Origin of the sequence: Phenylobacterium sp. (assembly GCF_004799395.1) — a bacterium.
Taxonomy (GTDB): domain Bacteria; phylum Pseudomonadota; class Alphaproteobacteria; order Caulobacterales; family Caulobacteraceae; genus Phenylobacterium.
Window position 1 is genome coordinate 1 of the sequence record NZ_SSMZ01000303.1, and the last position, 3,413, is coordinate 3,413.

Annotated in this window: 2 protein-coding genes and 1 pseudogene; 2 read left to right on the forward strand and 1 reads right to left on the reverse strand. The window is 70.6% G+C overall.

Annotated features, from left to right (window positions below):
• A pseudogene (locus E8A12_RS19455) lies at positions 1-1,204 on the reverse strand (hypothetical protein); the annotation flags it as partial.
• A gap of 238 nt (positions 1,205-1,442) precedes the next feature.
• Between E8A12_RS19455 and E8A12_RS19460 the strand changes: the two are divergent.
• Positions 1,443-2,531: a histidine kinase gene (locus tag E8A12_RS19460; protein ID WP_293371900.1), complete on the forward strand. Its 1,089-nt coding sequence runs from the start codon at positions 1,443-1,445 to the stop codon at positions 2,529-2,531.
• The gene (locus tag E8A12_RS19465) at positions 2,512-3,288 is read left to right on the forward strand and encodes a hypothetical protein (RefSeq protein ID WP_293371902.1); all 777 of its coding nucleotides are present in this window, start codon (positions 2,512-2,514) and stop codon (positions 3,286-3,288) included. Before E8A12_RS19460 ends, E8A12_RS19465 begins: the two co-directional genes overlap by 20 nt.
• Positions 3,289-3,413: the final 125 nt, after the last annotated feature.

A 3,413-nucleotide genomic window follows, 5' to 3' on the forward strand; every position in this document is an offset into this window, starting at 1 on the left:
CCGACGGCATGTCGGCGATGTGGACGTAGCCCAGCCGTCCGCCGCTGATCTTGTCGACATAGGCCCGCTGCTGACCGATCCATTGGCGATAGAGCAGGCCGGACGCCACGCTGGAGGCCACGGGCCGCACCACCGCCTGGCGGGTCGCCGCGCCGCCGTCCTTGGCCGGGGCGGCGAACACCTCGCCATGGGCGACAATGGCTACCTTCTTGCCGTCGGGCGACAGCGCCATCTGCTGGAACTCGGTCTCGTGCAGATGCCGATCGCCGGCTGACGCGGGCGCGCCGCGCAGGGTGACGGACACGGGCGCGGCCTGACCGGACTTCAGGTCGAGTTTCCACAGGCCGAAGTCGCGCTCGAAGACGATGGCCGAGCCGTCCAGGGCGATAGAGGGGAACAGCACACGGCCGCTGGTGAAATGGGTGATCTGGGTCGGGGACCCGCCGGCGGCCGGCAGCCGCCAGAGGTTCTCTGCGCCGCTCTGGTCGCTCATGTAGAAGAGGGTCTTCCCATCCGGGCTCCACATCGGCCGCAGGTGCTTGGCGACGGGGCCCAGGAGGCGGCGATAGGGCGCGCCGGCGGCGACGGGCTTCAGCCAGAGCTCCGCCTCGTCGATGTGGGCGTGGCCGTTTCGCCACCACTGGACCCCGGAATTGCCCTTGGCCATCAGGGCCAGGGCCTGGCCATCGGGCGAGGGCGCGGCGTTGAATTCGGACAGGAACCGCTCGCGACTGACCTCCAGCGGCGTGCCGCCGGTCGCGGCCACCCGATAGACGTCGGTTTGGCGGGCGATGTCGTTGGCGCCGGAGGAGAAGTAGATCCACTTGCCGTCGCGCGACCAGGCGTCGAGCTGCTCGGGACTGTCCGACCACGTCAGCCGGCGGAGCTGACCGGTGGCGAACGTCAGGATGTAAATGTTGGCGACGCCGTTGCGGGTCGAGATGAACGCGAGCTGCTTGCCGTCCGGCGAATAGATCGGCCGCTCCTCGGTGGCCGGGTCGGTGACCAAGAGGCGGGCCACCCCGCCGGCCGCCGGCACGGACCAGATATCGCCGCCAGAGGCGAAGGCGATCTCCGACCCGTCGGGTGAAAGGGCGGGCGTTGCGAGGGCCGGTTTGGGCGCCGGCGGTTGGGCCTGAACCGATCCCGCGATCAAGCTCGCAGCCAAGACACTAGCCGCCAACACCGCACGCCACATCGTCATCTGATCCCCGCCTCACGCCTTGGCGCGAATTGGCAGCGGAGGTTCTTTGGCTTGATAAGTCGCGGACGAAAACGGCCCTGCATTTCGCATGTGACGGACGCTCGCTGGAAGCGACGAACGCCGGAAAGCTGGCCTCGAGCGCCGGTAAACCGGGCTGGGAACGCCGCTGTCCTTGCGCCCGGCGGTTGCCCCGTGGCGCGGCGTAAGGACATGATCGCGCCTCACGGAGGCGGCGGCCATGGCGGACGGCTACGCGGCGTCGGATCGGAGGGTGGCGCGCGACGGTTGGCCGGCACTGTCGATCTTCGCCTGGGGCGGCGCCATCGCGCTGGTGATGTCCTCCGAGTTCCTCGCCCAGCCTTTCATCTGGCGCTCCTGGGGGCTCGGCGACATCGCGCTCGGATGGGCCGTGATCCTCGGCGACCGGCTGATCGTGGCGGGCGCCATCGCGGCGTGCATCGTGGCGGCTGGGCGCGCCCCGGCCAGGTCCCCGGCGCTGCGGGCGACGTTGTTCTGCGCGGCCGTCCTGGCGGGCGCCGCGGCCGGCGAGGCGCTGCGGGGTCTGCTGGATCCGCAGGGCGATCGGCCGGACCTCGCGGCCGTGGTTGGCCGGACCCTGGCCTGGAGCCTCGCGGCCACCGCGGTGGGTGGCATCCTGGCGGCCTGGCGCCACAGCGAGGCCGCCGCGGCGAGGGCCGACGCCGCGCAGATTCGCGCCGCCCAGCTACGGCAGTTGACCACGGCGACGCAGCTTGAGGCGCTGCAACGGCAGATCGAGCCGCACTTCCTGTTCAACACTCTGGCTACCATCAAGCGGCTGGGCCTGACTTCGCCGCAAGAAGGGCGGCGGTTGCTGTCGCGGTTCCTGGCCTTCACATCGGCGGCGCTAGCGATGGGCATCGACGCCGAGACGACGCTGGGACAGGAGCTCGACCTGGCCAAGGCCTATCTGGACGTCTGCGCGGCCCGGATGGGGCCGCGGCTGACCGTGGTCTGGGCGGTCGACCCGCAGTGCCGGGACCGGCGGTTCCCGGCGCTGATGCTGGGCACACTTCTCGAGAACGCCTTGAAGCACGGCCTCGCGCCGATGGCGGTTGGAGGGGTGCTCACCATCTCGGCCCGGACAGAGGGGCGGGTGCTTCAGGTTTCGGTCACCGACACCGGCGCGGGTGTCACCGCGCAAGGTGGCGTGGGCATCGGCCTTGCCAACCTGACCGCGCGGCTGCGCCTGCTCTACGGCGCGCGCGCCCGATTCAGCCTTGAGCCGCGGCCAGGCGGCGGGGTCCGCGCCACGATCGGAATTCCCGATGACCTCGCCGCCCGTTGAGATCACGCCCCTGACGCGGCGTGGCTGGTTTGTCATGCTGGTCTGCGGCGCGCTGTGGGGGCTCGCCATGGCCCTGATCGAGGCGTTGCGCGAACCGCCGGTGGGCATGCCGGCCCGTCGCGTGGCCGAATTCCTCGGCGCTATGGTCGTGAGCTGGTCGTTCAACGGCGTCGCCTGGGCCATGACTGCGTGGCTGGCGGGCCGTCGGCCCGCCGCGCCGCGCATGCTCCTCGCCTGGGCCGCCTGCACGATCGGCGTCTCGACGTTCACAGCACTGATGAACGTGAACCACACCGTCCTCACCCTCGGGATCGGAATGTGGGCGGTGTTGGGGCCTCATATCCCCTTCGACGCCATGCTGGCCCACACCCTTTGGTGGAACGGCGTGTTCGGGGGGCTCTATATCGGCGGCTATTGGACCTTCCTCCGAGCCCTGCGATCGCGTCGCCAGCTGGCCCGCGTGCAGTTGGCGCTGAGCGACGAGGCGACGCTGCTGCAGGAAGCGCGCCTGATCTCGCTGCGGGGCGGCCTGCAGCCCCAGGTGCTGATCGACACCGTCAGCGTGCTGCGGACCCGCTATGACGCTGACGCGGCGGCGGCCGACGCCCTGCTGGACCGGCTGGTGACCTACCTGCGCGCTGCGATCGGCGACCGGGCCGGGTCGGCCAGCGCCACCGAGGCCTATCGCGACCTCCAGGCCGCGCTCGCCGATCCTTCCGCCGTCCCCCAACCCTTGATTCCCGGAGCCTTGCCATGAGCCTTCGATCGCGTTCGATCCTCGCCTCCCTGATCGCGGGGCTGAGCGTCCTTGCGCTGCCCGCCCTCGGCCAGGACGCCGTCAAGGTGCAGCCGTCGAGCTACCGGGTCGTTCTCGACAACGAG

What these genes read in the sequence shown, in the direction of transcription:
- E8A12_RS19460 (WP_293371900.1), top strand. Translation starts at nt 1,443, where the DNA reads ATGGCGGACGGCTACGCGGCGTCGGATCGGAGGGTGGCGCGCGACGGT.
- E8A12_RS19465 (WP_293371902.1), top strand. Translation starts at nt 2,512, where the DNA reads ATGACCTCGCCGCCCGTTGAGATCACGCCCCTGACGCGGCGTGGCTGG.